The following is a 24,692-nucleotide window of genomic DNA, read 5'->3' as shown; positions in this document are numbered from 1 at the left end:
AGCGGCGATGACCGACGCGAAGCCGACCGTGCGCCCGGACCGCCGGGCCGAGCTGGCGGCCGGGCTGGCCCAGGTCCGGGCCCGGATCGCCGATGCCTGCGCGACCGCCGGGCGGGACCGGTCCGAGGTCACCATGGTCGCGGTCACCAAGACCTACCCGGCCTCCGACGTGCTGCTCCTGGCCGGGCTCGGGGTGACCGAGGTGGGGGAGAACCGGGACCAGGAGGCGGCCGGCAAGGCCGCCGAGGTGGCCGCCGCCGGGGTGGCCCCGCGGTGGCACTTCATCGGGCAGTTGCAGCGCAACAAGTGCCGCTCGGTGGTCCGGTACGCCGACGTCGTCCAGTCGGTCGACAGCGCCCGGCTGGCCCGGGCGCTGGGCGCCGCGGCGGCGGCCGGCCGGGACCGACCCCTCGACGTGCTGGTCCAGCTCAGCATCGACGGCGACCCGGCCCGCGGCGGCGCGCTGCCGGGCTCCGCCGATCCGGACGCCGGGCTGGGGCCGGTGGCCGAGGCGGTCGCCGGCGCGGCCGGGCTGCGGCTGGCCGGGCTGATGGCGGTGGCCCCGCTGGGCTGGGAGCCGGAGCGGGCGTTCGCCCGGCTGGCCGAGGTGGCGCGGGAGTTCCGGGCCGCCCATCCGGAGGCGGTCGCCCTCTCCGCCGGAATGAGCGGCGACCTGGAAACCGCGATCGGGTACGGCGCGACACATGTCCGCGTCGGCAGCGCGTTGCTCGGAATGCGTTCCACGCTGCGGTAGCCTGACCGCGAGAGAAGCAAATTACATCAGTGTTGTTTCAGGAGCGGCGTCCCGTTGTCAGGGGGCAGGGCCCGAGACCGCGAATCGCGGGCCGGGGATTGCCGCTCCGGTCCGGTGGGCAGTTGGTAGTCCACTCGCGAGAAGCGACACGGCACGGGGGCGCGTGCCGCACGGCGGACGGAAGGGCGCGGGATGGGTGCACTGCGCAAGGCGGGGGTCTGGCTCGGTCTGGTCGAGGAGGACGACGAGCGGGCCTACGACGACGGTGGCTACGACAAGGGTGGCTACCGCGAGTCGCGTTACCGGCAGGGCCGGTACGCCGAGGAGTTCGCCGACGACGATGACGACGAGGCCGACGAGCCGCCGGCTCCCCGGCCCCGGGCCGGGGAGCGGGGTCGGCTGACCGAGCGTTCCGCGAGCCGCCCGCTGGACGGCGACCGGGCCGAGTCCGACCGGCCGGAGCGGGTCGAGCGCGAGCGCCCCGACCGGTCCAGCGTCCGGTCGATCACCCGCAACTCCACCGGCGACGGCTCGGGCGCGCTGACCTACCACACCCGGGACAACCTGGCCCTGGCCCCGCAGTCGCAGAGCCGGGAGCGGGTGGCGCCGGCCGAGGAGGAGCAGCGGTACCAGATCACCACGCTGCACCCGACCACGTACCGGGAGGCCCGCACGATCGGGGAGCACTTCCGCGACGGCGTCCCAGTGATCATCAATCTCACCGAGATGGACGAGGCGGATGCCCGCCGACTGGTCGACTTCGCCGCCGGGTTGGCGTTCGGCCTGCGCGGTACGATCGAGCGCGTGACCAACCGGGTGTTCCTGCTCTCACCGGCCAACGTCCAGGTCACCGCGGAGGACAAGGCCAAGATTGCCGAGGGCGGGTTCTTCAGCCTGAGTTAGCCCCGCCCGACCGAGGGACGTCGCCTGCTGTGTTGTCGATCCTGCTGCAAGTCCTGTACCTGATTCTGTATGTCTTCCTGATCATTCTTCTGGCCCGGTTTGTCCTCAGCGCGGTCCTTGCCTATGGCCGCCGCTGGCAGCCGGGGCGGGGAGCGACGGCGGGACTGGAATCCGTGTGGAGCGTCACTGATCCGCCTCTCAAGGCGTTGAGGCGTGTGATCCCTCCGCTGCGAATTGGTACCGTGAGCATCGACCTGGCCTCCCTTGTGCTCCTGGTTATCCTGTTCGTGCTGATGGAGTTCGTGTTGAAGCGGCTGATCCTAGGGTGAACACCCGCAGGTCCAGCCCGCTACGCGGCCGCAACTGACCCGAGGAGTTTCGATGCCGCTGACCCCGGCCGACGTCCACAACGTCGCCTTCAAAAAGCCGCCGATCGGCAAGCGGGGGTACGACGAGGAGGAGGTCGACGCCTTCCTGGACGAGGTCGAGCGTGAGCTTGCCCGTCTGATCGAGGAGAACAACGAGCTGCGCGCCCAGGTGGAGCGCGGTGGTCGTGGCGGTGCCCCCGCCGGCCCCGGCGGCGACGCCCGGCTCGCCGCCGAGCTCAACGACGTCAAGGCCCAGCTCGACCGGGTGCAGCGCGACAAGGCGGCGGCCGAGCAGGCCGCCCGCGCGATGCAGGCGGAGCTGGAGCAGGTCCGCGCCCAGGGCGGCGCGACCGCGACCGGCGACGGCGAGCAGCAGGCGCTGCGGGTGCTGATGATGGCCCAGCGCACCGCCGACGACCACGTCTCCGACGCCCGTCGCGAGGCCGACCAGCTGCTCTCCGAGGCCCGTTCCAAGGCCGAGGAGGTCACCCGCGAGGCGCGCGCCAAGGCCGACGCGCTGGAGCGCGACGCCCGCCAGCGGCACCAGGAGGCCATGGGCGGCCTGGACGCCAAGCGCACCGCGCTGCAGAAGCACATCGAGGAGCTCAAGCAGTTCGAGCGGGAGTACCGCACCCGGCTCAAGGCGTACCTGGAGAGCCAGCTGCGCGACCTCGACGGCCGGGGCCAGGGCCTGGAGGCCGAGATGACCCGCGAGGGCAACCGGGCCGTGGGGGGCAGCAACGGCCTCGCGGCTGCCGGCCTCGCCGGCTCGTACGGCGGCGGTCGTTCCGGCGCTCTGGAGTCGGGCCGCTGATTCCGGTGCGGCGGTCGTCGTGGGGACGACCGCCGACCGCGCCCACCTGAATCCGACGCGGCGGGGGTGAGCCGTGATAGTCGCAAGCCTGCTGCTCATCCTCGTCGCCGTCGTGCTTCTGGTGGTCGGCCTCACCGGGGGCTCCAGCCTGCTGCTGGCCGCCTCCATCGCGGCCAGCCTGCTGGCCGCCGTCGCGTTGGTGGTCGGTGCCCGCCAGGCAGCCGCCACCCGGGCGGCAGCCGGGCGGTCCGACCCGGACGCCCACCGGGCCCGCCGGCGACCGGCCGGCGACGACCCGGAGGCCGGGGAACCCACCCCGGCCGGACCGGACATCCCGGTCCAGCACGTTCCTACGACGAGCGGTGCCGACGACACCGGGTGGCGGCAATCACCCGGTTCGTCGGCCGTCGGGGAGGACCCGCACGTCCCGCCCGCCGACGGGCAGCCGTACCCGGCCGAGGGCCCGCACGACCTGTCCTTCGACGGGCAGCCGTACGCCGACCAGGACGATCCGTACGCCGGCCCGGCCGACCCGGACCAGGTCGCCGTGCCGCCGGACGAGCCGCCCGCGCTGCGGGTGTCCCCGCCGGACGCCGCGCTGGTCGCCCGGCTCGACGCCGAGGTCCAGGTCGTCGACGGGCGCCCCCGCTACCACCTGGCCGACTGCCCGCACCTGTTCGGCCGTGACGCCGAGCCGCTGCCGGTGGCCGAGGCCGTCCGGCTGGGCTTCACCCCGTGCGCCCGCTGCGCGCCGGACACCTTCCTGCTCGCCGACGCCCGGCCGCTCTGACCCCCGATGGACGACACGCTCACCGTCGCCGTACGGGTGAAGCCGGGGGCCGCCCGGGCCCGGGTCGGCGGCCGGCACGACGGCCCGCACGGGCCGGCCCTGGTGATCGCCGTGAACGCCCCGCCGGTCGACGGCCGGGCCACCGAGGCGGCCCGGCGGGCGCTGGCCGACGCGCTCGGCGTCCGGCCGGCGGCCGTGTCGCTGCGGGCCGGCGCGGCCAGCCGGGACAAGCTCTTTCTCGTCGAGCGCCCGCCGCCGGAGCTGGCGCAGGCGCTGCGCCGGCTGCGCGACGGGGCCGACCGGTGACGGCTGCCCGTCCCGGGTCGGCATGACCCCCGGGTTCGACCTGGCACTGCTGCTCGGCGCCGCGGTGCTGCTGGTGGCCGTCGGCGCGGTCCGGTTCTCCACCCGGCTGGGCGTGCCGAGCCTCCTGGTCTACCTCGCGCTCGGCGTGGCGATCGGCGAGTCCGGGTTGGGCATCCGGTTCGACGACGTCGAGCTGACCCGCACCCTCGGTTTCTGCGCCCTGATCGTGATCATCGCCGAGGGCGGGCTGACCGCCCGGTGGAGCACCCTGCGCCCGGTGCTCGGGCTGGCCGCGGCGCTGTCCACCGTCGGGGTGGTGGTGAGCATCCTGGTGGTCGGCCTGTCGGTGCACCTGCTGCTCGGGTTGGACTGGCGGCTGGCGATGCTCTACGGCGCGGTGCTCTCGTCCACCGACGCCGCCGCCGTCTTCGCCACCCTGCGCCGGCTGCGCCTGCCGCCCCGGCTGGTCGCCACCCTGGAGGCCGAGTCGGGGATGAACGACGCCCCGGTGGTGCTGCTGGTGGTGTTGCTGTCCCGCTCGGCCACCGATGCCGCCCACCCGTGGTGGTACGAGGGCCTGCTGCTCGGCTACGAGCTGGGGGTGGGCGCCGCGGTCGGGCTGGGCGTCGGGTTCGCCGGCCGGGCGGCGTTGCGCCGGGCGGCGCTGCCCTCGGCAGGGTTGTACCCGATCGCGGCGGTCGGCTTCACCGTGCTCGCGTACGCGGCGGGCGCGGTGCTGCACGCCTCCGGCTTCCTGGCCGTGTACGTCGCGGGGGTGCTGCTGGGCAACGCCCGGCTGCCGCATCGGCAGGCCATCCTCGGCTTCGCCGACGGGCTGGCCTGGCTGGCCCAGATCGGCCTGTTCGTCCTGCTGGGGCTGCTGGCCTCGCCGGGTCGGCTGGACGCGGCGCTGCTGCCGGCGGTCGTCGCCGGGCTGGCGCTGGTGCTGGCCGCCCGGCCGCTGTCGGTGGCGGTGTCCGCCTGGCCGTTCCGGTTCGGCCTGCGTGACCAGGCGTTCCTGTCCTGGGCCGGGCTGCGCGGGGCGGTGCCGATCGTGCTGGCGACCATCCCGCTGTCGGAGCGGGTGCCGGGGGCGGAGCGGCTCTTCGACGCGGTCTTCGTGCTGGTGGTCATCTTCACCCTGCTCCAGGCCGGCACGCTCGCCCCGGCCGCCCGCTGGTTGAGGGTGACCGCGCCCGCCGAGCCGGCGGAGATCAGGGTGGAGATCGCGCCGCTGGAGCGGATGCGGGCGGACCTGCTGCAACTCGAGGTGCCTGCGCAGTCGCGGCTGGCCGGGGTGCACGTGGACGAGCTGCGGCTGCCGGCGGGTGCCTCGGTGACCCTGGTGCTGCGCGACGGGGCGGGCTTCGTGCCCGGCCCGGACACCCGGCTGAAGGCCGGCGACAGCCTGCTGATCGTCGCGACGGCGGGGGTGCGGGACGCCACCGAGCGACGGCTGCGCGCGGTCAGCCGTCGGGGGCGCCTGGCTCGGTGGTTTGGCGAGTACGGCGAGGATCGCGACGGTTGATCTGCTAGCGTTCCTTTTGCCCAATTAAGGGCTTTTCGGGGCGGAATGGCGGGGCGGCGGTGCGGCACGTTGTCGGACGCCTGTACGTTCCGTATTCTTGCCAACCTCCGGAGTGCACGGCGATCGCTGCCGTGCGCCCGTTTTGTTACCTGGGGGCGCCAGGCCGGCGGCCCCTGTCCAGGGGCCGCGGCAGCGCCGCGGCGCCGCGGCGCGAGGGAGCGACGATGGCGAAGCCAGCCGACACCAGGACCGCCGGCCGCAAGCCGGTGGCCAAGGCCACCCGCAGCGCCGCGGAGACCGACAAGATCCGGGCGGCCCTGGCGGCCCGGCGGGACGAGTTGCGCGCCGAGTACGATCAGACGCTGAGCGAGATCACCGAGCTGCAGCGCGACCGGCTGACGGACTCGGCCGGGGACGACCAGGCCGACACCGGTACCAAGACGTTCGAGCGGGAGCAGGAGATCTCACTCGCCAACAGCATCCGGGAACGGATCGCGCAGGTCGAGCGGGCGCTGGAGCGGCTCGACGAGGGCGGCTACGGCTGGTGCGAGCGGTGCGGCGACCCGATCCCGGTGGAGCGGCTCGCCGCCTTTCCGTCGGCGACCCTCTGCGTGAAGTGCAAGCAGCTGGAGGAGCGGCGCTGACCTCGCTCCCCGGCCGATCAGGACGGTGAGTGATCACCGCCGAGAGCGTCGATGGGGAGCAGATGACGGCTACACCGCCCGCCGGGTCCGAGACCCGCACCGCCGAGCCGGGCGGGAGTGGGCCTCTCGCCCGGCGCCGGGCGATCGTGATCCTCGTCTCGGTCGCCCTGGTGGCGTTCCTGGCCGACCTGCTCACCAAGCACTTCGCCCTGCTCGCGCTCAGCGACCGGGAGCCGGTGAGGCTGCTCGGGGGAGCGGTCTACCTCAGCCTCACCCGCAACAGCGGGGCGGCGTGGAGCATCGGCGCCGACCACACCTGGGTCTTTCCGCTGATCACCACCGCGGTGATCGGCTGGATCGGCTGGATGGCGCTGCGGCTGCGCTCGCTGCCCTGGGCGGTCTCGCTCGGCCTGGTGCTCGGCGGGGCGCTGGGCAACCTGGCCGACCGGATCTTCCGCGCTCCCGGCCACTTCGTCGGCCACGTGGTCGACATGATCAGCCTCTTCGACCCGTACGGCCAGGTGTGGCCGGTGTTCAACCTGGCCGACAGCTCGCTGGTCTGCGGCGTGGTGCTGGCCGTGGCGCTGGAGCTCACCGGGCGCCAGCGCGACGGCTCCCGGCTCGGCAAGGACAAGGCCGCCGACGAGGCCCCGGCCGCGCAGCGGGAGCGGGCATGACCGCGGCGTTCGCCGCGGGCGGCGACCAGCGGTCCCTGCCGGTGCCGGACGGCCTGGACGGGATGCGGCTCGACCAGGCCGTGTCCCGGCTCTTCGGGCTCTCCCGCACCGCCGCCGCGGCCCTGATCGACGCCGGCGACGCGCTGGTCGACGGCGCGGCGCGGCCCAACTCGCACAAGGTCAAGGCCGGCTCGTGGCTGGAGGTGACGCTGCCCGCCCCGGTCGCCCCGCCGACCGTGGTGCCGCAGGCGGTTTCCGGCCTGCGCGTGGTGTACGCCGACGACGACATCGTGGTGGTGGACAAGCCGGTGGGCGTGGCGGCCCACCCCAGCCCCGGCTGGACCGGACCGACCGTGATCGGCGGGCTGGCCGGCGTCGGGCACCGGATCTCCACCAGCGGCGCCGCCGAGCGCCAGGGCGTGGTGCACCGCCTCGACGTCGGGACCACCGGGATCATGGTGGTGGCCAAGAGCGAGCAGGCGTACACCGCGCTGAAGCGCGCCTTCAAGTACCGCGAGGTGGAGAAGCGCTACCACGCCGTGGTGCAGGGCCACCCGGACCCGCTGCGCGGGACCATCGATGCCCCGATCGACCGGCACCCGAACCACGACTACCGGTGGGCTGTGGTCTCCGGCGGCAAGCCCAGCGTCACCCACTACGACACGCTGGAGGCGTTCCCGGCGGCGAGCCTGCTGGACGTCCGGCTGGAGACCGGGCGGACCCACCAGATCCGGGTGCACTTCTCCGCCCTGCGGCACCCCTGCGTGGGCGATCTCACCTACGGCGCGGACCCGACGCTGTCCGCCCGGCTGGGCCTGGACCGGCAGTGGCTGCACGCGAGGTCGCTGAGCTTCCTGCACCCGCGGACGGGTGACGAGGTGACCTTCGTCAGCGACTACCCTGCCGACCTGGAACGGGCGTTGCTGATCCTCCGCGACTGACCCGACGTCCGCCGAGACTCATCCGACGAGGGGGACCGCCCCGGTGCGCGCTGCCGAACCGCCGCAGTCCGACCAGCAGCCGCGCGACGACCAGCCGCTGCCGGTCCCGGACCCCGGGCCGGCCGTCGCGTCCGGCCCCGCCGCCGGTCCGGCCGTGCCGGCAGCGGCCCGCCGGCTGCCCCGCTGGCTCACCTCGGCCGCGGTGGCGGCGGTGGCGGCGGTGCTGCTCACCGCCGGATGGGCGAGCCGCCAGGACCGGCCGGCGGGGGACCGCACGGTGGGCGAGGTGACCCGGGTCGGGATCGCCTCGGGCGACCCGATCCCCGGCTACCTGCGCGCCGCCGAGGCCGAGCTGGCCGCCCTGTCGGCCGCCGGGTCGCCGGCCGGCACGTACGCGCTGGTGGCGTTCTCGGCGTACGTCGCCCCGGGCGGGCTGCCAGCGCTGCTTGACGGCGTGTCCGTCGCGGAGGTGGTGGCCCGGGCGCCGCTGCCCGGCCGGCAGACCGAGATCGTCCGACTGGCGGTCCAGTGGCTGCCGCAGGACGTGACCGCCGGGATGGCCGGGGTGGCCGACCGCAAGGACCGCGAGGCCATCGACCAGCGGGCCCGGGCCGCCGGCGCCGCCGACCCCGAGCTGCGCCGGGGGTACGAGACCGGGGCGCGGGTCGCGGCGGGCGAGGCGGCGGCGTACCGGGCGGGGTGTGCCTGCGCGTACGCGGCGGTGGTGCGGGGCACGCCGGAGGCGCTGCGGGACCTGGCCGGCCGGCCCCGGATCCGGGCCGTCGACCCGGCCCCCGAGCTGCGCCGGCTGGACCGTGCGGTGGTCACCCCGCCGCTGCCCGAACAGCGCGACGTGGCCCGCCCGCCGGCCGACACCGGGCCGGTGCCGGGGGTGGGCGAAACGTCGGAAGCGGCACCGAAGGTCGCGGCGTCGTCACCGCCCGTCGGCCCGGCGTCGGCCGGACAGGTCGCGCCGAGCGCCGCGACCTCGCCGGATACGGCCGGCGGCGGCCCGGCGGCGGTGCCCCGGTGACAAAGACGGATCAGGATGTGCACGGACCGGTGTGGTCCGAATAGGGTTTCGTTCGTAGCCTGTCAGGCGGAGATCGATGGCGCTGGGAGGGCGAGCCTTGGACGGCACGGAGACCGGCTGGGGTCGACCGGCCGAGCCGGCACCGCGGTGGCGGGCGCTGCTCGACCGGGCCCGCCACGGCGGTCGCACCGCGGAGCAGGCCGAGGCCGACCATCGTGCCGAGGAGGCGTCCCGGGCGGCCCCCGAGCCGTTGCCCCGGCGCGTGTCGGGCAACGGCTACGCCGGGCGGGCGGCGGCGATCGGCCCGTCCGCCGAGCCGTCGTACGGCGCGGAGCCCGGCCACCGGGCCGAGCCGCCCCCCGGGGGCTACCGGGCCGGGGCGAGCTACCGGGTGGACCCGGCCTACCGGATCGACCCGTCCTACCAGCCTGACCCGTCCTACCAGCCCGAACCGTCCTACCGGGCCGAACCGACGTACCAGGCCGAACCGACGTACCGGGCCGAGGCGGCCTATCCGGTCGAGCCGGCGTACCAGGTCGAGCCGTCCTACCAGCCCGGACCGGCGTGGCGGGCCGAGCCGGGCCGCCCCGAGCCGGAGCCGGTACGCCGGGCCGACCCCGCCCCGCCCGCCCAGTCCCGCTACGCGTTGCTGGACAACGGCTACCGGCCCGAGCCGCCGCCGGCCGAGTCCCGGTACGCGTTGCTGGACAGCGGCGGCTACCGGCCCGAGCCGACCTACCAGCCAACGGCGGAGCCGGTCGAGCCGGCGTACCGGCCGGCGGTCGAGCCGGGCTACCCGGTCGAGCCGGCGTACCGGCCGGCGGTCGAGCCGGCGTACCCGGTCGAGCCGGTCTACCAGCCGCCGGTCGAGCCGGCGTACCAGGCCGGGCCGCCGGCGGTGGTGGACCGGGGCTACCCGGCCCGGATCGAGTGGCGACCGCCGAGCCCGGAGAGCGAGCTGGAGCGGGCCGCCGGGGTCCTCCGCCGCGAGTTGGGCACCCCCCGGGTGCTCGCCTTCGCCAACCCCAAGGGCGGGGTGCACAAGACCACGGCCACGGTGCTGGCCGCCGCCACCGTCGGCAGCGTGCGGGGCCGGGGCGTGCTCGCCTGGGACGACAACGAGCTGCGCGGCACCCTCGGGCTGCGCGCCGGCAGTGCCCGGCACGCCCGGACCATCCGGCACCTGATCCACGACCTCGCCCAGATCGAGATCCTGGAGGGCGGGGCCCTGCTGGGGCAGCTCGACGACTACCTGCGGCACGCCTCCGACGGCTCGTACGACGTGCTGGCCGGGGAGGAGAGCCCCCGGTTCGCCCAGCGGCTGGACCAGTTCACCGTCAAGCGGGTGCTGGAGCTGCTGCGCCGTACCCACGACGTGGTCTGCGTGGACACCGGCAACAACGTGGAGAGCCCGAACTGGCGGTCGGTGATGCAGGCGGCCGACCAGCTCGTGGTGACCACCGTGCCGCGGGAGGACGCCGCGTTCAGCGCGGACTGGATGCTCGACCTGCTGCACGAGGTCGGCATGGGCGAGCTGGCCGACAACGCGGTCACCCTGATCTCCTGCCCGACGCCCGGCCGCTCCCCGCTCCAGGACGACCTGGAACGGCACTTCGCCACCCGCACCCGGGCCGTGGCCGTGGTGCCGTACGACCCGGCGCTGGAGACCGGGTCCTCGATCGAGTACCAGCAGCTCCAGCCGGAGACCCGCCAGGCCTGGCTGCGCGCCGCGTCGATCATGCTCGAACCCTTCGCCCGCTGAGGTCGTCCGGCGGCACCGCCGCCCCGGGCGCGGGCCAGGTCTGGAAGGATCAACCGGTGAGCCCGGACACCTCCGATTCCGACCGCCCCGTGCCCCCACCCGCCGCGCCCGGCGGGCCCGAGTCAGGGGCGCAACCCCGGCCGGCGGCGGGCCCGCAGGCCCCCGGACGGTCGGCCGGCCTGCCGGTTCCGGCGGGCACCCCGGCCGCCGCGCCCGGCGCGGACCCGCTCGCCTGGCCGGCCCCCGGGCCGGCGACGCCCGACACCGGGAACGTCCCGCCCCCCGCCGCCGACCGGCCCGCGCACCGGCCGGGCCGGTCGCTCGCGGTGGCGCTCGGCGCGGCGGCGGCGCTGGGCGCGCTGGGTGTGCCGCTGGGGCTGCTGTGGGCGGCTGTCGCGCCCGACACCCCGGTGGTCAAGACCGCCGAGGGTGCCGTCTACGCCCAGCCGCAGCCGGAGCAGCCGATCGCCGCGGACGGCTGGTTCAGCATGCTCGGGCTCGGCTTCGGCGTGCTCGCCGCGCTGGCCCTGTGGATGCTGCTGCGTCGCCGCCGGGGGCCCGCCGGGCTGCTCGCCGGCGTGCTCGGCGGGCTCGCGGCGGCCCCGGTGGCCTGGCAGGTCGGTCGCCGGATCGGCCTGTCGACGTACGACCGGCTGCTGGCCGACGCCCCGCCGGGGCAGGCGTTCACCAAGCCCGCCGACCTGCGCGCCGGGGGCGTGCACTGGTTCCTCGACGTGCTCCCGGTGCCGTACGGCAACCTGCTGCTGCCGGCGTTCGCCGCGGCCGTGGCGTACACCCTGCTGGCCGGCTGGTCCCGCTGGCCGTCGCTGCGACCGGAGCCGCCGCCCGAGCTGGCCTGGGTGCTGGCCGCCCCGCCCGGCGGCCCCCCGGCCGGCCCGCCCTCCGCGACCCCCGGCCCCCCGGGGGTCAGTTCGGGGCCGGCGGGCTCGCCAGCTCCGACAGCGGCACCGGAACCGCCCGCACCTGGCGCAGGAGAGCCGCCTCGCGGTTGAGCAGCCGCAGCTCGGCGCGGAGCCGGGCGGCGGTGTCGTCGATGGCGAGCAGCCGCTGCCGGTCGTCCACGGTCAGCAGGGCCGTCGCGGCGACCAGGTGGGACAGGACGGTGGGGTCCTCCGGGAGCTGCTCGGAGATCTCCTCCGGGTCGGGGCGGATCAGGCCGAGGTACTGCCGGAACACCGAGATGACCCGGGCCGCCAGCAGGTCGGCGCCCTCGTCCGGGCCGCCCGGCTCCGGCAGCCACTCCACCTCGGCGGTCAGGTACGGCTCGGCCCGCTCGTCGACGTCGGTGACGCGGAACCGCCGCCGCCCCACCGTGACGATGTCGAACCCGCCGTCGGTCAGCTCGGTCACCTGACGCAGCTCGGCGGTGCAGCCCACCTCGTGCAGCGTGACGTCCCCGACGCCGGGGACGGGCCGCTCCGTGGCCCCGGGGGCCACCTCCCAGCCGGCCCGGATCGCCACCACCCCGAACTCGCGGGGCGCGCCCTCGGGCAGGCTCACCAGATGGCGCACCAGGGCTCGGTAGCGCTCCTCGAAGATGTGCAGCGGCAGCACCAGGCCGGGGAAGAGCACCGTCCCGAGGGGGAAGATCGGCAACCGTGCAGTCACGTGGTCGAGCCTAGCCCGCCCGCGCCGCGTCGGCGTGGCTCGGCTCACCGTCCCGCCGTGCGGACGGCGCGGGTCCGGGCCGGGCCGTCCGCCTAGACTCGCAAGCGTGTTGAATCGGATCGACCTGCGCGGCGGCGGCCGGGACCCCCGCCGCCTGCTGCCCCGTGCCCAACTCGACGTCTCCGTGGCCGTCGAGCGGATCCGCCCGCTCGTGGAGGCGGTCCGGGAGCATGGGTACCCGGCGATCCGGGAGGCGAGTGAGCGGTTCGACGGCGTCTCGCCGGAGCGGCTGCGGGTTCCCGCCCAGGCGATCGCCGAGGCCGAGGGGACGCTCGACCCGCCGGTCCGCGCCGCGCTGCTTGAGTCGATCAGCCGGGCCCGGAAGGTGCACGCCGACCAGCGGCGCACCGACCACACCACGCAGGTGGTGCCGGGCGGCACGGTCACCGAGCGGTGGGTGCCGGTGGACCGGGTCGGCCTGTACGTCCCCGGCGGCCTGGCGATGTACCCGTCGACCGTGGTGATGAACGTGGTCCCCGCCCAGGCGGCCGGGGTCCGCTCCCTGGTGGTGGCCAGCCCGCCCCAGCAGGCCAACGGCGGCCTGCCCGACGCCCGGGTCCTCGCGGCCTGCGCGCTGCTCGGCGTCGACGAGGTGTACGCCGTCGGCGGCGCCCAGGCGGTGGCCATGCTCGCGTACGGCTCGCCGGTCGACCCCACCGGCGCGGAGCGCTGCGACCCGGTCGACATGATCACCGGCCCGGGCAACATCTGGGTGACCGCCGCGAAGCGGCTGCTGCGCGGGGTGGTCGGCATCGACGCCGAGGCCGGCCCCACCGAGATCGCCATCCTCGCCGACGACACGGCCGACCCGGCGCACATCGCCGCCGACCTGGTCAGCCAGGCCGAGCACGACCCCCTCGCGGCCAGCGTGCTGGTCACCCCCTCGCCCGCGCTGGCCGAGGCGGTCGAGCGGGAACTGGCCCGCCAGGTGCCCGCGACCAAGCACGCCGAGCGGGTCAGCACCGCGCTCACCGGCGAGCAGAGCGGCGTGGTCCTCGTCGACGACCTGGAGGCCGGCCTGCGGGTGGTCGACGCGTACGCCGCCGAGCACCTGGAGATCCAGACCGAGAACGCCCGCGAGTGGGCGCTGCGGGTGCGCAACGCCGGGGCGATCTTCGTCGGCGCGTGGTCGCCGGTGTCGCTGGGCGACTACTGCGCGGGCTCCAACCACGTGCTGCCCACCGGCGGCTGCGCCCGGCACTCCTCGGGCCTGTCGGTGCAGTCCTTCCTGCGCGGCGTCCACCTGGTGGAGTACACGCGCGAGGCGCTGCGCGAGGTGGCCCCGCACGTGGTCACCCTCGCCGGGGTGGAGGACCTGCCGGCCCACGGCCAGGCGGTCAGCGCGCGCTTCCCGGAGGACGCCCCGTGAGCGAGCGAACCATCAGGCTCAGCCCGCACCGGCCGCAGGCCGGCACCGAACGGAGCGGGGTGGCGGCATGACCAGGCTCGACGACCTGCCGATCCGCGACGACCTGCGCGGGCTGTCGCCGTACGGGGCGCCGCAGCTCGACGTGCCGGTGCGGCTGAACACCAACGAGAACTCCTACCCGGTGCCCGAGCCGGTGGTCGACGCGATCGGCAAGGCCCTCGCGGCGGAGCTGCGCGACCTCAACCGGTACCCGGACCGGGACGCCGTGGCGCTGCGCGCCGACCTGGCGGCCTACCTGGGCCACGGGCTCACCGTCGAGCAGGTGTGGGCGGCCAACGGCTCCAACGAGATCCAGCAGCAGCTGCTCCAGGCGTTCGCCGGCCCGGGGCGCAGCGCGCTCGGCTTCACCCCGGCGTACTCGATGCACCCGCTGCTGGCCCTGGGCACCGGCACCCGCTGGGTGCCGGGCCGACGCGGGGCGGACTTCGGGCTGACCGCCGACGAGGCGGTTGCCCAGGTCCGCGAGCACCGGCCCGACGTGGTCTTCCTCTGCTCGCCGAACAACCCCACCGGAACCGCGCTGGACCCGGCGGTGGTCGCCGCGGTGCTGGCGGAGGCCCCCGGCATGGTGGTGGTCGACGAGGCGTACGCCGAGTTCGCCCGCCCCGGCGCGGTCAGCGCCCTCGCGGTGCTGCCCGGCCACCCGAGGCTGGTGGTGAGCCGGACGATGAGCAAGGCGTTCGGCTTCGCCGGCGGCCGGCTCGGCTACCTGGCCGCCGACCCGGCCGTGGTGGCGGCGGTGCAGCTCGTGCGGCTGCCGTACCACCTCTCCGCGCTCACCCAGGCCGCCGCCCGCGCGGCGCTGGCGCACCGCGACGCCCTGCTCGGCACGGTGGCCGCGATCAAGGAACAGCGGGACCGGATCGTCGCCGAGCTGCGCGCCCGGGGCCACCGGGTGGCCGACAGCGACGCCAACTTCGTGCTGTTCGAGGTCGGCGGCGACCAGGCGGCGGCCTGGCGTGCCCTGCTCGACGCCGGTGTGCTGGTCCGCGACGTCGGGCTGCCCGGCTGGCTGCGGGTCACCGCCGGCACCCCCGCCGAGACCGATGCCTTCCTCACCGCAGCGGAGAGAGTGCTGTGAGTGTGCGAGCCCCGCAGTCGCGACCGAAAGGCGAGCAATGAGCCGGACCGCCCGGGTGGAGCGGATCACCAAGGAGACCAAGGTGCTCGTCGAGATCGACCTCGACGGCACCGGAGCGGCCGAGATCGGCACCGGGATCGGCTTCTACGACCACATGCTGCACCAGATCGCCCGGCACGGCGGCTTCGACCTGACCGTGCGCACCGTCGGCGACCTGGAGATCGACGCCCACCACACGATGGAGGACACCGCGCTGGCCCTGGGCGCCGCGTTCGACGAGGCGCTGGGGGACAAGGCCGGCATCCGACGGTACGGCTCGGCCACCGTCCCGATGGACGAGGTCCTGGTCCGGGCCGCCGTCGACCTGTCCGGCCGCCCGTACGTGGTGCACGACGAGCCGCCGCTCGCGCCGTACATCGGCCCGGTCTACCCGACCAGCATGACCCGGCACATCTGGGAGTCCTTCGGCCAGGCGGCCCGGATCACCCTGCACGTGGACGTGCTGCGGGCGGCCCGCCCCGGCGGCCACCCGGACGCCCACCACGTGGTGGAGGCCCAGTTCAAGGCGGTCTCCCGCGCGCTGCGCGAGGCCACCGCCATCGATCCGCGCGCGGCCGGCGCGATTCCCAGCACGAAGGGCGCGCTGTGAGGCCGGGCGCGCGGAAGGGACGATCCTGATGGGGTCGGTGCTGCCGACGCTGCTGCTGATCCTCGCCGGGGTACTGGTCGGCGGGGTCTGGTCGCTGTACCGCCAGGGCGCGCCCCGCGGCGCGGTGGTGATCACCGCGCTGCTCGCGGTGCTGGCCACCATCGGCGGGGTGCTCTGGCTGCTGCCCGGGGAGGGCTGATGACGAAGCGGATCGTGGTGCTCGACTACGGCTCGGGCAACCTGCGCTCGGCGGAGCGGGCCCTGGAACGGGCCGGCGCGGACGTCACGGTGACCGACGACCTGACCGCCGTCGCCGAGGCCGAGGGCCTGGTCGTCCCGGGCGTCGGCGCGTTCGCCGCCTGCATGGCCGGGATCGAGGCGATCGGCGCCGGCCCGGTGATCGCCGAACGGGTCGCCGCCGGCCGCCAGGTGCTGGGCATCTGCGTCGGCATGCAGGTGCTCTTCGAGCACGGGGACGAGCACGGGGTGGTCACCAAGGGGCTCGGGCTGCTGCCCGGCGGGGTGACCAGGCTGACCGCCGCCCGGCTGCCGCACATGGGCTGGAACACGGTGCACGCCCCGGCGTCGTCGACGCTGTTCGCCGGCCTGCCGTCGGACAGCCGCTTCTACTTCGTCCACTCCTACGGGGTGACCGACCCGGCGGCGCTGGCCGCGGCCGGGGCGACGGTGACCACCGCGCACCACGAGACGGACTTCGTGGCCGCGGTGGAGCGCGGCGTGCTGTCGGCCGCCCAGTTCCATCCGGAGAAGTCGGCCGACACCGGCGCGGCGCTGCTGCGCAACTGGCTGGCCACCGTGACCGTCGGTGGCTGAGCGGGGCACCCGGCCGGGCCACACCGCGGCCGGCCGCCCGCCCGCCGGCCCGGCGGCGCCGGGCCGGGGCGCCCGATGAGCAAGGAGCGGGCCCGTCGGCGGGAGGCCCGCGAGGCCCAGCTTGAGCGGGAGCGGGCCGTCCGCCGCCGCCGGGTGGCCCGCCGGGAGCGCCGCCGCGCGGTGGTACGCGGGCTGATGCCGCGCTGGCCGCGCCGCCGTTCGGGCCGGCTGGCCCGGCACACCCGGGGCGAGCGGGCCGCGATCGTGGGGCTGACCGGGGTGGCGGTGCTCGGCATCTGGAGTTTCGTCGACGACCTGGCGCTGCGGGTGGTGCTGGTCGTGTTGTTGCTGCTGGTCCTTCCGGCGGTCGTGGTGATCGCCCTGGACCGCCGGTCCTGATCCACCGTGTTCCCGAATCGAGGAGAAGAGCGTTGAGCCTCACCCTGTTGCCCGCCGTGGACGTCGCCGACGGCCAGGCCGTCCGGCTCGTGCAGGGCGCCGCCGGTAGCGAGACCACCTACGGCGACCCGTTGGAGGCGGCGCTGGCCTGGCAGCGCGACGGCGCGGAGTGGATCCACCTGGTGGACCTGGACGCCGCGTTCGGCCGGGGCTCCAACGCCGCCCTGCTGGCCGAGGTGGTCCGCCGGCTCGACGTCAAGGTGGAGCTGTCGGGCGGCATCCGGGACGACGAGTCGCTGCGGGCCGCCCTGGGCACCGGCGCGGCCCGGGTCAACATCGGCACGGCCGCGCTGGAGGACCCGCAGTGGTGCGACCGGGTCTGCGGCGAGTACGGCGACCGGGTCGCCATCGGGCTGGACGTGCGGGGCCGTACCCTGTCGGCGCGCGGCTGGACCCGCGACGGCGGGGACCTGTACGAGGTGCTGGAGCGGCTGGACAAGGCAGGCGCCGCCCGGTACGTGGTGACCGACATCACCAAGGACGGCACCATGCGCGGGCCGAACCTGGACCTGCTGCGCGAGGTGTGTTCCCGCACCGCCGCCCCGGTGATCGCCTCCGGCGGCGTCTCGACGCTGGACGACCTGCGGGCCCTGGCCACCCTGGAGCCGGTGGGCGTGGAGGGCGTGATCGCCGGCAAGGCGCTGTACGCGGGCGCGTTCACCGTGCGGCAGGCCCTCGACGTGCTGGCCGCCGCGTGACCGTCACCCGGCTCGGCTCGGGCGGCCCCTGGGAGCAGCTCTACGGCTACTCCCGGGTGGTCCGGGCCGGCGACCGGGCCGTCACGGCCGGCTGCACCGCCACGGTCGACGGGCGGGTCGTGCACTGCGGCGACGCCGCCGCGCAGACCGCCCAGGCGCTGCGGATCGGCCTGGCCGCGCTGGCCGAGGTGGGCGCGGAGCCCGGGGACGTGGTGCGCACCCGGATGTACGTGACCGACCGCGCGTACGCCGACGAGGTGGGCCGAGCCCACAACGCCGTGTTCGGCGCGGTCCGTCCGGTGGCGACCCTGGTCGTGGTGGCCGCCCTGCTGGACCCGGACCACCTGGTCGAGGTGGAGCTGGAGGCGTACCTCGGCGCGGCCCCGACCAGCGACCGAGAGGACGACACCCGTGACGGTCAACCGTGAGATCCACCTGGCCTCCCGCCCGCAGGGCTGGCCGACCGCCGACAACTTCCGCCTCGTGGAGACCGAGGTGCCCACTCCGGGCCCCGGCCAGCTCGTGGTGCGCAACCAGTTCATGTCCGTCGACCCGTACATGCGGGGGCGGATGGACGACGTCAGGTCGTACGTGCCGCCGTTCGCCCTCGACGCCCCGCTCGACGGTGGGGCGCTCGGCGAGGTGGTGGCCGGCGAGGCCGACGGGATCGCCCCGGGCGACACGGTCCTGCACGGCCTCGGCTGGCGGGAGTACGCCCTGGTCGACGCCCGGAGCGCCCGCAGGATCGACCCCGACCTGGCCCCGGTGAGCGCGTACCTGGGCGTGCTCGGCATGACCGGGCTGACCGCGTACGCGGGGCTGCTCGACGTGGCCGCGATGAGGCCGGGCGAGACCGTCTTCGTCTCCGGCGCGGCCGGCGCGGTGGGCAGCATGGTCGGCCAGATCGCCAAGCTCAGGGGCGCCGGCCGGGTGGTCGGCAGCGCCGGTTCGGCGGCCAAGGTCGAGCGGCTGGCGGGGCTGGGCTTCGACGCGGCGTTCGACTACCACGACGGCCCGGTGCGCGACTCGCTCAGGGCCGCCGCGCCGGACGGGATCGACGTCTACTTCGACAACGTCGGCGGTGACCACCTGGAGGCGGCCATCGGCGCGATGCGGCCGCACGGCCGGGCCGCGATCTGCGGGATGATCGCCCAGTACAACGACACCGAGCCGCCGGCCGCCCCGCGCAACCTGGCGCTGGTCATCGGCAAGCGGCTCACCCTGCGCGGCTTCCTGGTCGGCGACCACGGCCACCTGCGCGGCCAGTTCGTCCAGGAGGTCGCCGGCTGGCTGCGCGAGGGGAGGCTCTCGTACGACGAGACGGTCGTCGACGGCATCGCCCGCGCCCCGGAGGCGTTCCTCGGCCTGCTGCGCGGCGAGAACCTCGGCAAGATGCTCGTCCGACTGTAGACCGCCGCCCCCACCGCCTAGCCTCGCGCACCGGAGGCGGTGCGCGGGCGGTCACGGGGGGTTCGGGTGGGAGGGGATAGGCTTTCCGGCATGACGGTGGCGGTACGGGTCATCCCGTGTCTGGACGTGGATGCCGGGCGGGTGGTCAAGGGGGTCAACTTCCTCGACCTGCGTGACGCCGGCGACCCGGTGGCGCTGGCGGCGGCGTACGACCGGGCGGGCGCGGACGAGCTGACCTTCCTGGACGTGACCGCCTCCTCCGGCGAGCGGGGCACCATGCTCGACGTGGTGCGGCGCACCGCCGAGTCGGTCTTCATCCCGCTCACCGTGGGCGGCGGCGTCCGGCAGGTCGCCGACGTCGACACCCTGCTGCGCGCCGGCGCCGACAAGGTCGGGGTGAACACCGCCGCGATCGCCCGCCCGGAGCTGATCGCGGAGATCGCCGACCGGTTCGGCCGGCAGGTGCTGGTGCTCTCCCTCGACGTGCGGCGGGCGCCGGCCGGCGCCACCCCGAGCGGCTTCGAGGTGACCACCCACGGCGGTCGCCGGGGCACCGGGATCGACGCCGTCCAGTGGGCGCGCCGCAGCGCCGAGCTGGGCGCGGGGGAGATCCTGCTCAACTCGATGGACGCCGACGGCACGAAGGCCGGCTTCGACCTGGAGCTGATCGGCGAGGTCCGCCGGGTCGTCGACGTGCCCGTGGTGGCCAGCGGCGGAGCGGGCGAGGTCGGCCACTTCCCGCCGGCGATCGCCGCCGGGGCGGACGCGGTGCTCGCGGCCAGCGTCTTCCACTTCGGCGAGCTGAGCGTCGGCGAGGTCAAGGACGTGCTGCGCGGCTCGGGTCACCCCGTCCGCTGACGCCCCCGGGCCTGCGCCGGGCCCGGTCCCGAGGTCAGCCCCGACCGGAGTGGCCCTCCGGTGAGCGGCGCGGGGCCGGGATCGAGCGGACCGCGTACTCCTGCACGGCGGCGGCGTGCTCCTCCTCCTCCAGCGTCCAGTCGGCGCTGCCGGGGGTGTGCCGCCGGCTCAGCACGCCCTGCACGGTGTCCACGGCGGTGGCCAGGCCGGCGCTCGGCCGGGTGCGCCACAGCCGCTCCCCGTCGGCGGTGAGCCGGAACCAGCCGTCCGAGACGCTGACCAGGCCGGCGCCGAGGAGCCGCCGGACCGCCGTCTCCACCTCGTGCCGTTCGGGGATGGCGTGGTTCAGGTGGTCGGCTGTGGAGAGCACGTCAGTGAGCCGGACGCCCTCCGGCCGCCGGGTGGACGCCGCCCGGCGGTGCCGTCCCGCGCCGTTCGCGATCACCAGTGAGACGAAGATCCAGGCGTCGGCCCAGCGCCATCCGTTCTCCCCCATGCAGGAATGATGCCGTGCGGCGCCGAACAAGGAAACACCCACTTTTCCCGGCGTGGCATCACCGCAGCTCAGCGCGGCTGAGTGCAGTCCGCCGCCGGTGCTTCGACCGCATTATGGCCGCCCGCCTCCGGGCCGGCCGCGATCCGATCGCCCGCCTCCGGGGCGGCCGGATCCGGCGCGGCGGGCTTCCCGGGTGGCAGGTCCACCGTGAAGAGGGGCAGGAAGAACTGGACCAGCGGCCCGATGGTGAGCGCGTAGGCGACCGTGCCGACGCCGACGGTGCCGCCGAGCAGCCAGCCCAGGGCCAGCACGGTGACCTCGATGACGGTGCGCACCAGCCGGACGGACCGTCCGGGCCGGCGGGCCACGTACCCGGTCATCAGGCCGTCGCGGGGGCCCGGGCCGAGCCGCGCGCCGAGGTAGAGGGCGGTGGCGGCGCCGTTGCTGACGATGCCGGCGACCAGCAGGGCCGCCCGCGCCGCGAGCGGGCCGCCGTCGGGCAGCACGGCCAGGGTGGCGTCCACCACCAGCCCGATCACCACCACGTTGCTCACCGTGCCCAGACCTGGACGCTGCCGCAGCGGGATCCACAGCAGCAGCACCAGCGCGCCGACCGCGATGGTGACGGTGCCGAACGACAGCCCGGTGCGCCGGGCGAGCCCCTGGTGGAACACGTCCCACGGGTCGAGGCCGAGCCCGGAGCGGATCATCAACGCCATGCTGACGCCGTAGAGGACCAGGCCCGCGTAGAGCTGGGTCAGTCGTCGGACCGGCCGCTGCCGGAGATTGCCAATCGGTGCCATGCATGCCACCCTAGGGTCCAATTGGCGCCACATGAGGAGCCAATATCGGGAGGGTGGCCATGACGAGTCAGGTGCGGGGTGCCCAATTGGCCCGGCTGCTCGGGCAGTGGCACGCCCTGCCGGGTCGCCGCCGCAGCCCGGACTACGCGGCGCTCGCCGCCGCCGTCCGGGGGCTGCTCGCCGACGGCCGCCTGCCCCTGGGGGTGCGCCTGCCCGCCGAGCGGGAACTGGCCGAGGCGCTGCGGATCAGCCGGACCACGGTCACCGCCGCGTACCGGCTGCTGCGGGAGACCGGCCACCTGGCCAGCCGGCGGGGCGCGGGGAGCTGGACCATGCTCCCGGGCACCCACCGGGTCGCCAGCACCGGGCTGTGGACCCCGCAGGACGACCGGGACATGATCGACCTCGGGGTGGCCGCGCTGGCCGCCCCGGCGGAACTGGTGCCCGCCGCCCGCGCCGCCGCCGAGGACCTGCCCCGTTACCTGGGCGGGGCCGGCTACCACCCGACCGGAATCATCGAGCTGCGCGAGGCCGTCGCCGCCGGGTACACCGACCGGGGCCTGCCCACCTCGGCCGACCAGATCATGGTCACCAGCGGCACCCAGCACGCGCTGGACCTGGTGCTCCGGCTGACCCTGGCCCCCGGCGGCAGCGTGCTGGTCGAGTCGCCGACCTACCCGAACGCGCTCGCCGCGCTGGCCGCCCGGCGGGCCCGGATCACCACCCACGGGCTGGCCATTGACGGCGCCGGGTGGGACGCCGAACTACTGCTGGGCAGCCTGCGCCAGGGGCGGCCGAAGCTGGCGTACCTGATCCCGGAGTTCCAGAACCCGACCGGGCACCTGATGCCCGCCGAGCTGCGCGAGCGGGTGGTCGGCGCGGCCCACGCCGCCGGCACCGACCTGGTCATCGACGAGTCGTTCGTGGACCTGCCGCTGGACGGCACCCCGCTGCCGCCGCCGGTCGCCACCTTCGACCGGCACTCCCGGGTGATCTCCATCGGCGGGATGAGCAAGCCGTACTGGGGCGGCCTGCGCATCGGCTGGGTCCGCGCCTCCGCCCCCCAGGTGCAGCGGCTGGCCGCCGTCCGGGTCGGGATGGACATGGCCAGCCCGGTGCTGGACCAGCTGGTCGCGGTCCACCTGCTGGCCGACGCGCCGGCCATCGTGGCCACCCGCCGGGCGCAGCTCGCCGCCCAGCGCGACGCGCTGACCGGTGCGCTCGCCCAGCGGCTGCCCGACTGGCGGGTCACCGTCCCGCGCGGCGGGGTGACGCTCTGGGCCGAGCTGGACGGGCCGATCTCCAGCGCGCTCGCCCGGGCCGCCGAGGAGGTCGGCGTACGGCTGGCTCCCGGCCCCCGGTTCGGCCTGGACGGGACGCTGGAGCGGTTCCTGCGGCTGCCGTTCACCCTGCCCGCCGCGGACCTTGTCGAGGCCGTGGGACGGCTCGCCGCGGTCCGGTACGACCTGGACCGCGCCGGCCGGTCGCAGTGGCGGGAGCCGGCGGTCATCGCCTGAGCCCCGCCCCGCCCTGCCGTGGCTCCTCGGCGGACAGGACGACAGCCCCGGCCCGCGGGCGTTCGGTGGCCGGTCGGGCCGCCCCGGCCGCCGCCGGGTCCTGCCCGCGCGGGACGAGCCGCTGCCCCGGAGCCGACGTCGGGCGATCAGGGGCGGGACCGGGCCGGTGGCCGACAGCGAGCCCGGCGCCGCCGGATCCGCCGGCTGGCGATGGAGGAACAGCGGGCGGCCGGGATCGAGGAGAGCCGGTGGCGGGGCGAGCACCGGTGAGACGCCGGCGGCCGTGTCCCGGGACGGGGGGACACGGCCGCCGGCGGGACCGCGGTCAGAGCTCGGCGAGCGTGCCGGCGTACATCTTCTCGATCTCGGCCGCGAAGTTGCTCTCCACACCCCGGCGCTTGATCTTCAGCGACGGGGTCATCTCGCCGTGCTCGATGGTCAGGTCCCGGGGGAGGACCGTGACCTTCTTGATCGTCTCCCAGCGGTTGAGCTTGGCGTTGAGCTGCGCGACGTACTCCTCGACCATGAGCCGGGCCTCGTCGGAGGCGACGATCTCGGCGTACCCGCGGCCCTCCAGCGGGCCGCCGGCCGCCCAGCCGGCGATCGCGTCCGGGTCGAGGCTGACCAGCATGGTGCAGTAGTTGCGGGCCTGGCCGATCACGATCGCCTGCGAGGTGTACGGGCAGAGCGCCTTGAACACGCCCTCGATGTGCGACGGCGCGATGTACTTCCCGCCGGAGGTCTTGACCAGGTCCTTCTTCCGGTCGGTGATGCGCAGGTAGCCGTCGTCGTCGAGGCTGCCGATGTCGCCGGTGCGGAAGAACCCGTCGTCGGTGAACGCGGCGGCGGTGTCCCCGGGCAGGTTGTGGTAGCCGCGCATCACCGGACGGCCCCGGACCAGGATCTCCCCGTCGGTGTCGATCCGGCACTCCAGGTCGCCCATCGCCCGGCCCACGGTGCCGATGCGCAGCCCGTCCGGGGGGTTGACGAAGTTGCCGGCGCTGGTCTCGGTGAGGCCGTACCCCTCCGAGATGGGCAGGTTGGCGGCGGCGAAGAAGCCGGCGATCTCCTTGCTCAGCGGCGCGGCGCCGGAGACCAGCACCCGGATCCGTCCGCCGAGGCGGGCCTGGAGCTTGCTGAACACCAGCTTCTCGGCCAGCGCGTACTTCAGCCTCAGCCCGCCCGGGACCGGCCGGCCGGCCTGTTCGAGGGCCACCTTCTGCTGGCCGACCCCGACCCCCCAGGCGAAGATCTTCGCCTTGACGCCGCCGGCGTCCCGGGCGGTGGTGACCGCCTTGTTGTAGACCTTCTCGAAGACCCGGGGCGCCCCGCACATCAGCGTCGGCCGGATGATTCCGAGCAGCTCGACCAGCTTCTCCACCCGGCCGTCGACGTAGGTCGGCAGGCCGACGTGGGTGGCCCCGCAGAGCAGGGTCTTGCCGAACGAGTGGGACAGCGGGAGCCACAGGTACTGCAGGTCGTCGTCGCGCAGCAGCCCGACCTCGGCCTGCGCGACCCCCTCCCAGCACCAGCCGCCGTGCAGCAGTTCGACGCCCTTGGGGCGGCCGGTGGTGCCTGAGGTGTAGATCAGGGTGGCCAGGTGGTCCGGCCCGATCCCGGCCACCAGCCGCTCGATCAGCCCCGGCTCGGCGGCGAGCGCGCGGGCGCCCTGCTCCTCCAGCTCGGCCAGGGTGAGCTGGGGCACGGCCGCGGCCGGATCGGCCGCGCCGTCGAAGAGCACCACGTGGGTCAGCGCCGGCAGCTCCGCGCCGGCGACCTTCGCGGCCTGGGCCGGGTTCTCGGCGAACAGCACCCGGGAGCCGGAGTCGGCGACGATGTACGTCGCGTCCTCGGGCTCGGTGGTCGGGTACACGGTGGTGGTGGCGCCGCCGGCGCACATGATGCCGAAGTCGGCGATGACCCAGTCGAGCCGGGTGCTCGACAGGATCGCCACCGGGTCCTCCTGGCCGACACCGAGCCCGTGCAGCCCGGCCGCGACGGCCCTGGCCCGGTGTCCGACCTGCTCCCAGGTCAGCCAGACCGGCCCGGAGTCGTCGGGGGCGGGGTGGGCGAAGGCATGGCGGTCGGGGGACGCCGCGACGCGCTTGAGGAACATGTCGGGGATGGAACGGTACGGTACATCGAGAGCCATCGCTGTAGCCGCCTTCGGGGGTGGAGGCGTGACGGGGGTCACGTCATTCTGCGGTTACCGAAGGGTATTGCCTGTACCCGCGCGTCGGCTAGCCCCG

At 75.4% G+C, this 24,692-nt stretch carries 28 protein-coding genes; 24 read left to right on the top strand and 4 right to left on the bottom strand.

Annotated features, from left to right (window positions below; translation table 11 throughout):
• Positions 1-7: 7 nt before the first annotated feature.
• From C5N14_RS15930 to C5N14_RS15870, 13 genes are all read left to right on the top strand, one after another.
• Entirely contained in the window at positions 8-754 is a 747-nt protein-coding gene (locus tag C5N14_RS15930) for a YggS family pyridoxal phosphate-dependent enzyme (RefSeq protein WP_117668872.1), read from the top strand.
• 192 nt (positions 755-946) lie between these two features.
• A complete protein-coding gene (locus tag C5N14_RS15925) occupies positions 947-1,657 on the top strand; it encodes a cell division protein SepF (protein ID WP_117668871.1) in 711 nt (236 codons plus the stop codon).
• A 29-nt stretch (positions 1,658-1,686) separates the two neighbouring features.
• The gene (locus C5N14_RS15920; RefSeq protein ID WP_117668870.1) at positions 1,687-1,986 is read left to right on the top strand and encodes a YggT family protein; all 300 of its coding nucleotides are present in this window, start codon (positions 1,687-1,689) and stop codon (positions 1,984-1,986) included.
• A 52-nt stretch (positions 1,987-2,038) separates the two neighbouring features.
• Positions 2,039-2,839 carry a DivIVA domain-containing protein gene (locus tag C5N14_RS15915; protein ID WP_117668869.1) on the top strand — a complete coding sequence of 267 codons (801 nt, stop codon included), beginning with the start codon at positions 2,039-2,041 and terminating at the stop codon, positions 2,837-2,839.
• Positions 2,840-2,912: 73 nt separating this feature from the next.
• On the top strand, positions 2,913-3,629 hold the full coding sequence (locus C5N14_RS15910) for a hypothetical protein (RefSeq protein WP_117668868.1): 717 nt from the start codon (positions 2,913-2,915) through the stop codon (positions 3,627-3,629).
• A 6-nt stretch (positions 3,630-3,635) separates the two neighbouring features.
• Positions 3,636-3,935 (top strand): DUF167 domain-containing protein, encoded by a 300-nt coding sequence (locus C5N14_RS15905; protein WP_117668867.1) that lies wholly within the window; start codon positions 3,636-3,638, stop codon positions 3,933-3,935.
• A gap of 22 nt (positions 3,936-3,957) precedes the next feature.
• The gene (locus C5N14_RS15900) at positions 3,958-5,463 is read left to right on the top strand and encodes a potassium/proton antiporter (protein WP_117668866.1); all 1,506 of its coding nucleotides are present in this window, start codon (positions 3,958-3,960) and stop codon (positions 5,461-5,463) included.
• Between the two features lie 224 nt (positions 5,464-5,687).
• Complete coding sequence (locus C5N14_RS15895; protein ID WP_117668865.1) at positions 5,688-6,107, top strand: TraR/DksA family transcriptional regulator; 420 nt, start codon at positions 5,688-5,690, stop codon at positions 6,105-6,107.
• Positions 6,108-6,169: 62 nt separating this feature from the next.
• Entirely contained in the window at positions 6,170-6,784 is a 615-nt protein-coding gene (lspA, locus tag C5N14_RS15890) for a signal peptidase II (protein WP_117668985.1), read from the top strand.
• On the top strand, positions 6,781-7,725 hold the full coding sequence (locus C5N14_RS15885) for an RluA family pseudouridine synthase (protein ID WP_117668864.1): 945 nt from the start codon (positions 6,781-6,783) through the stop codon (positions 7,723-7,725). The genes lspA and C5N14_RS15885 overlap by 4 nt, the downstream gene beginning before the upstream one ends.
• Before the next feature lie 43 nt (positions 7,726-7,768).
• Complete coding sequence (locus C5N14_RS15880) at positions 7,769-8,758, top strand: hypothetical protein (RefSeq protein WP_117668863.1); 990 nt, start codon at positions 7,769-7,771, stop codon at positions 8,756-8,758.
• 97 nt (positions 8,759-8,855) lie between these two features.
• Positions 8,856-10,520: an AAA family ATPase gene (locus C5N14_RS15875; protein WP_371685852.1), complete on the top strand. Its 1,665-nt coding sequence runs from the start codon at positions 8,856-8,858 to the stop codon at positions 10,518-10,520.
• Between the two features lie 56 nt (positions 10,521-10,576).
• Positions 10,577-11,533, top strand: coding sequence for a DUF2567 domain-containing protein (locus C5N14_RS15870; protein ID WP_371685851.1), 957 nt, complete (start codon positions 10,577-10,579; stop codon positions 11,531-11,533).
• Here the strand turns inward: C5N14_RS15870 and C5N14_RS15865 are convergent.
• Positions 11,448-12,149, bottom strand: a complete 702-nt coding sequence (locus C5N14_RS15865; protein WP_117668861.1) for an LON peptidase substrate-binding domain-containing protein — start codon at positions 12,147-12,149, stop codon at positions 11,448-11,450. The genes C5N14_RS15870 and C5N14_RS15865 overlap by 86 nt on opposite strands.
• Positions 12,150-12,255: 106 nt before the next feature.
• Between C5N14_RS15865 and hisD the strand changes: the two genes are divergently transcribed.
• The 10 genes from hisD to hisF all read left to right on the top strand — a co-directional run bounded on the left by hisD (position 12,256) and on the right by hisF (position 19,627).
• The gene (gene hisD / locus C5N14_RS15860) at positions 12,256-13,578 is read left to right on the top strand and encodes a histidinol dehydrogenase (protein WP_117668860.1); all 1,323 of its coding nucleotides are present in this window, start codon (positions 12,256-12,258) and stop codon (positions 13,576-13,578) included.
• A 67-nt stretch (positions 13,579-13,645) separates the two neighbouring features.
• A complete protein-coding gene (locus C5N14_RS15855) occupies positions 13,646-14,719 on the top strand; it encodes a histidinol-phosphate transaminase (RefSeq protein ID WP_117668859.1) in 1,074 nt (357 codons plus the stop codon).
• A gap of 37 nt (positions 14,720-14,756) precedes the next feature.
• Positions 14,757-15,368 (top strand): imidazoleglycerol-phosphate dehydratase HisB, encoded by a 612-nt coding sequence (hisB, locus tag C5N14_RS15850; RefSeq protein ID WP_117668858.1) that lies wholly within the window; start codon positions 14,757-14,759, stop codon positions 15,366-15,368.
• A gap of 28 nt (positions 15,369-15,396) precedes the next feature.
• Positions 15,397-15,567 carry a hypothetical protein gene (locus C5N14_RS32210; protein ID WP_165878132.1) on the top strand — a complete coding sequence of 57 codons (171 nt, stop codon included), beginning with the start codon at positions 15,397-15,399 and terminating at the stop codon, positions 15,565-15,567.
• Positions 15,567-16,202, top strand: coding sequence for an imidazole glycerol phosphate synthase subunit HisH (gene hisH / locus C5N14_RS15845; RefSeq protein WP_117668857.1), 636 nt, complete (start codon positions 15,567-15,569; stop codon positions 16,200-16,202). The genes C5N14_RS32210 and hisH overlap by 1 nt, the downstream gene beginning before the upstream one ends.
• Before the next feature lie 75 nt (positions 16,203-16,277).
• Positions 16,278-16,601, top strand: a complete 324-nt coding sequence (locus tag C5N14_RS15840; RefSeq protein WP_117668856.1) for a hypothetical protein — start codon at positions 16,278-16,280, stop codon at positions 16,599-16,601.
• Between the two features lie 32 nt (positions 16,602-16,633).
• Complete coding sequence (gene priA, locus C5N14_RS15835; protein ID WP_117668855.1) at positions 16,634-17,359, top strand: bifunctional 1-(5-phosphoribosyl)-5-((5-phosphoribosylamino)methylideneamino)imidazole-4-carboxamide isomerase/phosphoribosylanthranilate isomerase PriA; 726 nt, start codon at positions 16,634-16,636, stop codon at positions 17,357-17,359.
• Positions 17,356-17,787, top strand: coding sequence for a RidA family protein (locus C5N14_RS15830; protein WP_117668854.1), 432 nt, complete (start codon positions 17,356-17,358; stop codon positions 17,785-17,787). The genes priA and C5N14_RS15830 overlap by 4 nt, the downstream gene beginning before the upstream one ends.
• A complete protein-coding gene (locus tag C5N14_RS15825) occupies positions 17,771-18,769 on the top strand; it encodes an NADP-dependent oxidoreductase (protein WP_117668853.1) in 999 nt (332 codons plus the stop codon). The genes C5N14_RS15830 and C5N14_RS15825 overlap by 17 nt, the downstream gene beginning before the upstream one ends.
• Before the next feature lie 90 nt (positions 18,770-18,859).
• Positions 18,860-19,627, top strand: coding sequence for an imidazole glycerol phosphate synthase subunit HisF (gene hisF, locus C5N14_RS15820; RefSeq protein ID WP_117668852.1), 768 nt, complete (start codon positions 18,860-18,862; stop codon positions 19,625-19,627).
• Positions 19,628-19,661: 34 nt separating this feature from the next.
• Here hisF and C5N14_RS15815 read toward each other — a convergent pair whose 3' ends face one another.
• Positions 19,662-20,123 carry a hypothetical protein gene (locus tag C5N14_RS15815; protein WP_117668851.1) on the bottom strand — a complete coding sequence of 154 codons (462 nt, stop codon included), beginning with the start codon at positions 20,121-20,123 and terminating at the stop codon, positions 19,662-19,664.
• 68 nt (positions 20,124-20,191) lie between these two features.
• Positions 20,192-20,926, bottom strand: coding sequence for a YitT family protein (locus C5N14_RS15810; protein ID WP_165878131.1), 735 nt, complete (start codon positions 20,924-20,926; stop codon positions 20,192-20,194).
• A 59-nt stretch (positions 20,927-20,985) separates the two neighbouring features.
• Between C5N14_RS15810 and C5N14_RS15805 the strand changes: the two genes are divergently transcribed.
• A complete protein-coding gene (locus C5N14_RS15805) occupies positions 20,986-22,443 on the top strand; it encodes a PLP-dependent aminotransferase family protein (RefSeq protein WP_117668850.1) in 1,458 nt (485 codons plus the stop codon).
• A 325-nt stretch (positions 22,444-22,768) separates the two neighbouring features.
• On the opposite strand, the gene C5N14_RS15800 is transcribed toward C5N14_RS15805, so the two are convergent.
• A complete protein-coding gene (locus C5N14_RS15800) occupies positions 22,769-24,595 on the bottom strand; it encodes a long-chain fatty acid--CoA ligase (protein ID WP_117668849.1) in 1,827 nt (608 codons plus the stop codon).
• Positions 24,596-24,692: the final 97 nt, after the last annotated feature.

It is taken from the genome of Micromonospora sp. MW-13, assembly GCF_003434305.1.
Lineage (GTDB): Bacteria > Actinomycetota > Actinomycetes > Mycobacteriales > Micromonosporaceae > Micromonospora.
The sequence above is the reverse complement of the archived record's forward strand: the minus strand, read 5'-3'. Positions and strand labels throughout refer to the sequence as shown.

Coding starts and splice junctions, on each gene's coding strand:
- C5N14_RS15900 (WP_117668866.1), top strand. CDS start 3,958: ATGACCCCCGGGTTCGACCTGGCACTGCTGCTCGGCGCCGCGGTGCTG.
- C5N14_RS15930 (WP_117668872.1), top strand. CDS start 8: ATGACCGACGCGAAGCCGACCGTGCGCCCGGACCGCCGGGCCGAGCTG.
- hisB (WP_117668858.1), top strand. CDS start 14,757: ATGAGCCGGACCGCCCGGGTGGAGCGGATCACCAAGGAGACCAAGGTG.
- lspA (WP_117668985.1), top strand. CDS start 6,170: ATGACGGCTACACCGCCCGCCGGGTCCGAGACCCGCACCGCCGAGCCG.
- C5N14_RS15800 (WP_117668849.1), bottom strand. CDS start 24,595: ATGGCTCTCGATGTACCGTACCGTTCCATCCCCGACATGTTCCTCAAG.
- C5N14_RS15810 (WP_165878131.1), bottom strand. CDS start 20,926: ATGGCACCGATTGGCAATCTCCGGCAGCGGCCGGTCCGACGACTGACC.
- hisF (WP_117668852.1), top strand. CDS start 18,860: ATGACGGTGGCGGTACGGGTCATCCCGTGTCTGGACGTGGATGCCGGG.
- C5N14_RS15895 (WP_117668865.1), top strand. CDS start 5,688: ATGGCGAAGCCAGCCGACACCAGGACCGCCGGCCGCAAGCCGGTGGCC.
- C5N14_RS15805 (WP_117668850.1), top strand. CDS start 20,986: ATGACGAGTCAGGTGCGGGGTGCCCAATTGGCCCGGCTGCTCGGGCAG.
- C5N14_RS15905 (WP_117668867.1), top strand. CDS start 3,636: ATGGACGACACGCTCACCGTCGCCGTACGGGTGAAGCCGGGGGCCGCC.
- C5N14_RS15840 (WP_117668856.1), top strand. CDS start 16,278: ATGAGCAAGGAGCGGGCCCGTCGGCGGGAGGCCCGCGAGGCCCAGCTT.
- C5N14_RS15885 (WP_117668864.1), top strand. CDS start 6,781: ATGACCGCGGCGTTCGCCGCGGGCGGCGACCAGCGGTCCCTGCCGGTG.
- hisH (WP_117668857.1), top strand. CDS start 15,567: ATGACGAAGCGGATCGTGGTGCTCGACTACGGCTCGGGCAACCTGCGC.
- C5N14_RS15815 (WP_117668851.1), bottom strand. CDS start 20,123: ATGGGGGAGAACGGATGGCGCTGGGCCGACGCCTGGATCTTCGTCTCA.
- C5N14_RS15855 (WP_117668859.1), top strand. CDS start 13,646: ATGACCAGGCTCGACGACCTGCCGATCCGCGACGACCTGCGCGGGCTG.
- C5N14_RS32210 (WP_165878132.1), top strand. CDS start 15,397: ATGGGGTCGGTGCTGCCGACGCTGCTGCTGATCCTCGCCGGGGTACTG.
- C5N14_RS15915 (WP_117668869.1), top strand. CDS start 2,039: ATGCCGCTGACCCCGGCCGACGTCCACAACGTCGCCTTCAAAAAGCCG.
- C5N14_RS15925 (WP_117668871.1), top strand. CDS start 947: ATGGGTGCACTGCGCAAGGCGGGGGTCTGGCTCGGTCTGGTCGAGGAG.